The organism is Microcystis sp. M49636_WE2 (assembly GCF_030065375.1).
In the GTDB taxonomy this organism is placed as follows: domain Bacteria; phylum Cyanobacteriota; class Cyanobacteriia; order Cyanobacteriales; family Microcystaceae; genus Microcystis; species Microcystis aeruginosa_C.
Map to the genome: position 1 here is coordinate 1 of NZ_JASJFG010001026.1, position 7,151 is coordinate 7,151.

Sequence of the window (7,151 nt, forward strand, 5' to 3'; positions counted from 1 at the left end):
GGGAATAGTAGGCAGCGGCAATCGCCAAGGGTCCAAAAGTAAAGAAACAGATAATTTCACCTAATCCTTGATAACCGAGACGGAAGGGAGGCCCTTGATAGGTATAGCCCAAAAAACAGCAGAGGGCGATTAATTCTAGGATCATCCAATCGCCTCGCCAATAACTAATAGCAAAAATACCAGCAATACCCACTAATAGAAAAAGATTACTTAGCCAGAAAATTAAAGATTTATTGCCAGTTAAATTAACGATCGAATGAGCTTTATTAACATCGATCCCAGTATCGGCATCAAAAACATCATTACTGAGATTTAACCAAGCGAGAATTAAAATAGCTGAGAGGATAAAAGTGGCAAAAATCGGCAGAGAAAATCCACCTGTTTCCTGATAAGCGATCGCTGTTCCCAGAATAATCGGTATAATCGCCACACTGTACATTGGTGGTTTAAGGGCTGCTAACCAGAGTTTTTTGGGTGAGGGAGTGGTGATAGTATCGGTGGTCATAGCTGAATAATAATCAGGAAAACTCGATCGCTCTAGGGATAAAAAACGAGGGTTTAAGGTAGAATTATAGCTTTTTGTGCCTCAACTAGAAAGGCGGCATTTCCTATTTGTGGTGATCAACAGAAGTTATTAAAAATGGCAGGGGTGCAGGGGATGCGCCCAAAATTTAACATAGGGTGTTATTCTCTAGACGGTAAGCTGAAAATTCCTATAACTTTCCTAGCCACCGATGAGAGCGATCGCTAAAGATGATATTCTTTATATTCACCATGAGGATGTACCTGTTTATAAAAAAGGGGGTTCAGTGGTGAGAAATAGTTATTTTTGGGCGCTAAAATCGATCGCCTGTGGAGCGCGTCGGGGACAGGATTGGGAGTTTGATGCGGAGGTGTGGGTGGCGCTGGTGCGGATGTTGCTCTGTTTTGCCAATTCTGGCTATTTGGGGGATGGTGAGACAATTTTAGAGTTTACTGTCGATTGTCCTATTCCCGAACCTTTGCGGGGGATATCTACTTACTTATAGCCTCGCTGAGATAGTTAGCGGTGGATTCTACTAGGGGAATGGTATTTTCGTATAACATTCGCGTCGGTCCGATAATGCCAACACTACCGACGGGAGTATCTCCCTGTTTATAAAAAGCGGAGATAAGAGTACAAGGACGCATGGATTCCAGAGGATTTTCGGAACCAATAGTGATTTTGACTTTTTTAGCTGATTTTTCCGGTTCTGGTCTTTGTAAAATCAGGGGTAAAAGGCGATCCTGTTCCGCTTCCAATAGATGCAGTAACATTTGTACTTGTTGCCATTGGGCGAATTCTGGCTGTCGAATGACTTCAGCGACACCATGGACGATAATCTCCGGGGTGGCAGTGGATTGGAGACTAGCGCCGATTTCTTGGCTTAATTGTTGGAGAAAATGGGTATAACGGGTAAATTCTCGCTCGATTTGCTGCCAATCGAGGTTAATTAAATCTGCCAAGCAATAACCTTTTAATTTTTCCCCGAGAAAATTAGAGAGGATTTGTAATTCTTCTGCTAATCCATCCTTCTTGTCCGTTGCCATAGACTCAGGAATCTCTATCATAACCGAGCGTGTTTGTAAACTATCTGTAACAATAATTAACATTATCTGCCGGTCCGAGACGGGGACTAATTGCAGATGACGCAGGGTATTGGTGAGGGTGTGGGGGAGGGTAACGATAGCGATATAACCGCTTAAACCGGCTAAAAGTTGGGTGGCCCGTTGTAGCAGACTTTCGAGACTCCAAGCAGGAGACTTAGCGTTTTTATGCAGATAATAGCCGATTTTTTCGCCGATACGGTCATCGGGAGTCATTAACTCATCGACGTAGAGACGATAACCCCAATCGGAGGGAATGCGTCCGGAGGAAGTGTGGGGTTGATAGAGTAAACCTTCTTTTTCCAGTTTACCGAGAGCATTGCGAATAGTGGCGGAACTAATAGTAAATTTGTACTCTTCGAGTAGAGTTTTCGAGCCAACTGGTTCGGCCGTGGCAATATAATGTTGGATTGTGGCCTTAAGGATATGTTGATAGCGATCGCTGAGATGGTTTCTAGCGGACATAGGGGAATAATCTTAACAAAAGATTTATAACATTTTTTTAGACAGTATAACGCTTAATCAGTTATCAGTTATCAGTTATCAGTTATCAAGGTTCTTCGTTACTTGGTATGGTTCGATCGGGTGGCATAAATCGACTATATCCTTATCTGGCAAGAGATTTAATTGATTAGTTCGCTCTAGATCAAAAACAATTGACAAAAATCGCAGCAATGTCTGTCTCTATAAGGGTTTCATTCCTTATAACCCCGTCCATTGCAGAAGACAAACCGAAGAACCGTAATCAATGGGGAGAAAGGGGATAGTGTACCCCTCTCTTTTCCCGATGGGGGCGATCAAAATTAGTAACGGGGAATATTAGGATCGACGAGGAGGGAATAAGCATCGATGCCACCGTTAATATTTTTAACATTAGTAAAACCCTGACTTTGTAGCCATTGGCACATCTGTAGGGATCTCATGCCATGGTGACAGATAACGAGGGTTTCTGCTTGGGGGTTGAATTGGCTGGCAATAGTGGGCGACCATTCTTGGTATTGACTCAAGGGTAAAATGGTAAAATTGGCTACAAATGCCATGGCAACTTCCTCCGGTTCGCGCACATCAATAAGTTGTAAATTAGGATCATGATCGGCTAAACGGAGAGCGAGTTCATGGACGCTAATTTCGGGAATGCTCATAGATTTGGTTTTAAGAATCGGTTATCTTTCCTTTAGAGTAGCAAATCGAGGGACCCTGAGCGGTTATCTGTGAACAGTGCCTAGGTTGTGATGATGGTGAGGAGAATTCTGAGGAACAAAAAAAGCGCATTTGTCCCCGGCTGGATTTCAGTTAAGCTTTGATCAGAGGTTATTGCAGGAGGGAGTTATTGATACCGAATAGATTCACCCAGATGTATTGCGCTGAAGCTATCTTTTCCCCAGTTTTTTATCCTCTGATTAATTTCTAATCTGTACTGCATTCTCTCCCTCTCCCCACCTCCCCACTTCCCCACTCCCATCCCCCCACCTCCCCACTTTATAATTCATAATTCATAATTCATAATTCCTCCCAGCTTATGATTCCCCTACAATTAACCCTGAAAAATTTTCTCAGTTATCGCGAGGCAGTGCTAGATTTTCGCGGATTACATACTGCCTGTATTTGTGGTGCCAATGGTGCGGGAAAATCCTCTTTACTCGAAGCAATTACTTGGGCAATTTGGGGAGAAAGTCGCGTCTCGATTGCTGATGATGTCATTCATGCGGGCAGCGATTATGCGCGGGTAGATTTCGAGTTTAGTTATGGGGGAGAAATTTATAAAATTATCCGTAGTCGTCACCGGGGGGGAAAAGCTTCTGGTTTAGATTTTCAGGTGATTAATGATCAAAGTTTTCGTCCTTTGTCGGGCAAAAGTATTAAAGATACCCAAGCACAGATTAATACTTATCTAAAAATAGACCATAAAACTTTCATTAATTCTGCTTATTTACGACAGGGACAAGCGGACGAGTTTATGAAACAGCCTCCCAGTGGTCGTAAACAGATTTTAGCAGAATTATTACAACTCGATCGCTATGAAATTTTAGCAAATAAAGCTAAGGATATATCGAAACAATTTGATGGACAGTCCCTCCAGATTGAGCAGCAAGTAGAAACGATAAAACTCCGTCTTCAGGAGAAAAATTCTTATCGGGAACACCTGCAAGAGTTAAGCACCCAAATTAACCAAATTAATCAAGAACAAGAGGTAAATAATCGGCGTTTACAGCAACTGCAAGGGGAAGAAAATCAGCGTCATAATTGGGAAAAACAGCTGCAGTGGCAAAGAGAACAGGAGCGAGCTTTATTAGCGGAAATCGAGAGATTAGACCGGGAAAAAGTTAGTCTAGACAATCAATTAAATCAAATAAGGACTATTCTTCATCGCAAAAATGAGATTATTACCGCACACGAGCGCCTAATCAATTTAGACCAGAAAGAGGCCAGTTTGTCAAGTCAATTGCAAGCTTGGCAACAGGCCCAGTATGATAAACAACAATTAGAACAGAAATTACAGCAAAAAATTAACGAATTTACCCTTCCCATCCAACAAACGAGCGCTCGTTTAGAAGAATTGGGAAGACAGGAACAAGAAACTCAAAAAATTATCGAGCAAGCGGGAGATATTCAAGCAGGATTAGAGAAGTTAAATTATCATCGTCAACGTCTTCAGGAATTGGATAGATTAGCTTTAAAATATGCTCCTTTAAATAGCAGAAAAGCTGATCTAAATATGCAGTTGGAACGGGAAAAAGCCAGGATTAATGCTCGTTGGGAACAATTGCAAAGAAATCGGCAACAATTAGAGACAGAAATCGCTCGTATTCCTCTACTAAGAGAGGAAGCTCTCAATTTAGCCAAACGGATTAAGGAACTAGATAAAAAACAAACCTATTGTGAACGAGTTGAAGAAAAGGAAACTCTTAAACAAGTGGATAAAAAAAGTTTATTGGATCAACAGAAAAGATATGAAGAACAACTTTTAGAGTTAACTGATAAATTGGAAAAATTAAATATTCCCGATTCGGTTTGTCCTTTGTGTGAACAGAATTTAGACAGTCATCACCGTCATCAAGTAATCAGGAAAACCCATCAACATCAAGAACAAATTCAAGAGCAAATTTGGTCTCTACAGGAACGGATGGCAGACTGCGATCGAGATTTAAAACGTTTAGGGGAGGAATTAGCCCAAATTAAACAAGAATTGCCAGTAAGATCGAATCTACAACAAAAGTATGTGCAGTTGGAAGTCAAGTTAGAAACTATTGAAGAAAAGGAAATAGAACTAGAGAAAACCGAGGAGATACTTGCAGAGTTAGAAGCACTTTTAAGCAGTGGTAATTATGCCCTAGAATTACAGCAAGAATTGCAAATTGTCAATCAAGAAATTGCCTTATTAAATTATGATGAACAAAGTCATGCTTTAGTCAGAGGAGAAGAAAAAAGATGGCGTTGGGCAGAAATTCAAGAATCAGAACTTAAGCAAGCAAACCGTCGTTTAGCTAATATCAATGCCGAGAAACCTAATTTAATTAATCGATTAGCTAGACTAGAACAGGAGAAACAAGAACTAGGTCAAAACTCCCCACTTAAACAGGAAATTGAACGCTTAGAAAAGCTTATTCAAAACTTGAATTATGATCGCGGTGAACATCAGAATATTCAAAATCTGATCCGACAATTACAGGGGGTAAGATTACAGTATCAAGACTGGCAACAAGCAGAAAAAAATTATCCAGAAATAGCCGCTAAAATCGCTGACATTGAGCAAAGATTACAGGTGCGAAATGAGGATCACCAGAAGATAAATCAGGAGTTAGCCAATATTAGTCAAAAGATTGGTACTTTGACCGACTATCGCCAAGAAATAGCTGCATTATCGACTAATATTCAACAGCGAAGACAGATAATTGATGGATTGCTCTCCCAAAAAGGTCGGGTTGAGGAGAAGTTACATCAACTAGAAACTTTAGGTAAACAACTGACAGAAAAAGAGAGTGATTTAGCTAAAGTTAAAAAACAATATACAGTTTATAAAGAGTTAGCCATAGCTTTCGGTAAAAATGGTTTACAAACTATGATGATTGAGAATGTTTTACCAGAGTTGGAAGCACAAACTAATCATATTTTAGCTCGCTTAACTGGTAATCAATTTCATGTGCATTTTTTAACCCAAAAAAGTGGTAAAGGTACTAAGAAACAGCAACAAAAGTCAATCGATACTTTAGATATTATTATTGGTGATACCAGGGGATCTCGTCCCTACGAAACCTATTCAGGAGGGGAAGCTTTTCGGATTAATTTCTCGATTCGATTAGCTTTAGCGAGATTATTGGCACAAAGAGCGGGAACAGCCTTACAAATGCTCATTGTTGACGAGGGATTCGGAACTCAGGATGCGGAGGGATGCGAGCGCTTAATCGCGGCAATTAACGCTATATCCGCCGATTTTGCCTGTATTTTGACTGTAACTCATATGCCCCAATTTAAAGAAGCTTTTCAACATCGCATCGAAGTCCGCAAAACCGAACAGGGTTCCCAATTGATGTTATTATCCTAGGAAAAATATTGATGTAAATATGGAAAAAATTACGGTTACAGTAAAACTATTTGCTATTTATCAAGAAGTCTATCAAACTTCACAATTAAACCTCGAATTTCCTGCCCACACTTCCGTGGCAGCAGTGTTAAACTATATTATAGCCCCCTATCCTCAATTAGAAAGATGGCGCGGTGTTACTCGTTTTGGAGTTAATCTTCAGTTTGTTTCGGGAGAGAAAATCCTCGAAAATGGCGATGAGATAGTTTTAATTCCCCCCGTTAGTGGTGGCTAAATGGAGATAGGGAAAATCACAAAAGTTGACTGTCACCTTTTTTCCTTTTTACTTTTTCCTTGATATCCCGTGTCTAACTGGCAAATTCCCCCATCGGTAGAGCTTCCCCAAGAGTTTTTAAAAATAGTCCAAGACTATACCCCAGAGTCGAATGGCAGCGTCGTGGCACAAATATTATGGCATCGCGGTGTCCGGGATGTGGTGACTCTGGGGACGTTTCTGGATGAGAAAGCTTATCAGTCAAAAACTCCCTTTGATTTTGGGCAAGAAATGAACTTCGCCGTCAAAAGACTGGAAAAAGCCCTAAATAAAGGTGAAAAAGTGACTATTTGGGGTGATTTCGATGCCGATGGTGTCACCGCTACCAGTGTCCTCTGGGAAGGATTGGGACAGTTTTTCCCACCCTATCAACAGTTAGATTATTACATACCCGATCGCCAAAAAGAATCCCACGGCCTCAATTCTCCTGGTATCGAGAAACTAGCGCGTCAAGGAACCAGTTTAATCGTCACCTGTGACACAGGAAGCACGAATATCGCCGAAATTGACTATGCAAACAGTCTAGGCATCGATATTATCATCACCGATCATCATACCCTACCCGACGAGCGCCCCGAGGTGATTGCCCTGATTAATCCCCGCTACTTTGTGGAAACCCATCCTTTCTATCATCTTTCTGGGGTTGCCGTTGCTTATAAATTAGTGGAA

General features: G+C 41.0%; 7 protein-coding genes. 4 read left to right on the plus strand and 3 right to left on the minus strand.

The window, feature by feature from the left end:
- Positions 1-505, minus strand: a 505-nt coding sequence (menA, locus tag PX484_RS23500; protein ID WP_288105831.1) for a 2-carboxy-1,4-naphthoquinone phytyltransferase, incomplete at its 3' end; no start/stop codon positions are given.
- A 229-nt stretch (positions 506-734) separates the two neighbouring features.
- Here menA and PX484_RS23505 point away from each other — a divergent pair.
- On the plus strand, positions 735-1,028 hold the full coding sequence (locus tag PX484_RS23505) for a hypothetical protein (RefSeq protein WP_002760270.1): 294 nt from the start codon (positions 735-737) through the stop codon (positions 1,026-1,028).
- On the opposite strand, the gene hrcA is transcribed toward PX484_RS23505, so the two are convergent.
- Both hrcA and PX484_RS23515 read right to left on the minus strand, forming a co-directional pair.
- The gene (hrcA, locus tag PX484_RS23510) at positions 1,015-2,091 is read right to left on the minus strand and encodes a heat-inducible transcriptional repressor HrcA (RefSeq protein ID WP_002800652.1); all 1,077 of its coding nucleotides are present in this window, start codon (positions 2,089-2,091) and stop codon (positions 1,015-1,017) included. The genes PX484_RS23505 and hrcA overlap by 14 nt on opposite strands.
- A gap of 338 nt (positions 2,092-2,429) precedes the next feature.
- Positions 2,430-2,768, minus strand: coding sequence for a rhodanese-like domain-containing protein (locus PX484_RS23515; protein ID WP_002800651.1), 339 nt, complete (start codon positions 2,766-2,768; stop codon positions 2,430-2,432).
- Between the two features lie 377 nt (positions 2,769-3,145).
- On the opposite strand from PX484_RS23515, the gene sbcC reads away from it, so the two are divergent.
- The 3 genes from sbcC to PX484_RS23530 form a co-directional block, all read left to right on the plus strand.
- Positions 3,146-6,169 carry an exonuclease subunit SbcC gene (gene sbcC / locus PX484_RS23520; RefSeq protein WP_287766818.1) on the plus strand — a complete coding sequence of 1,008 codons (3,024 nt, stop codon included), beginning with the start codon at positions 3,146-3,148 and terminating at the stop codon, positions 6,167-6,169.
- 19 nt (positions 6,170-6,188) lie between these two features.
- Complete coding sequence (locus PX484_RS23525; RefSeq protein ID WP_287766819.1) at positions 6,189-6,443, plus strand: MoaD/ThiS family protein; 255 nt, start codon at positions 6,189-6,191, stop codon at positions 6,441-6,443.
- Positions 6,444-6,512: 69 nt separating this feature from the next.
- A partial coding sequence (locus PX484_RS23530; RefSeq protein ID WP_288105836.1) for a DHH family phosphoesterase occupies positions 6,513-7,151 on the plus strand: 639 nt, incomplete at its 3' end.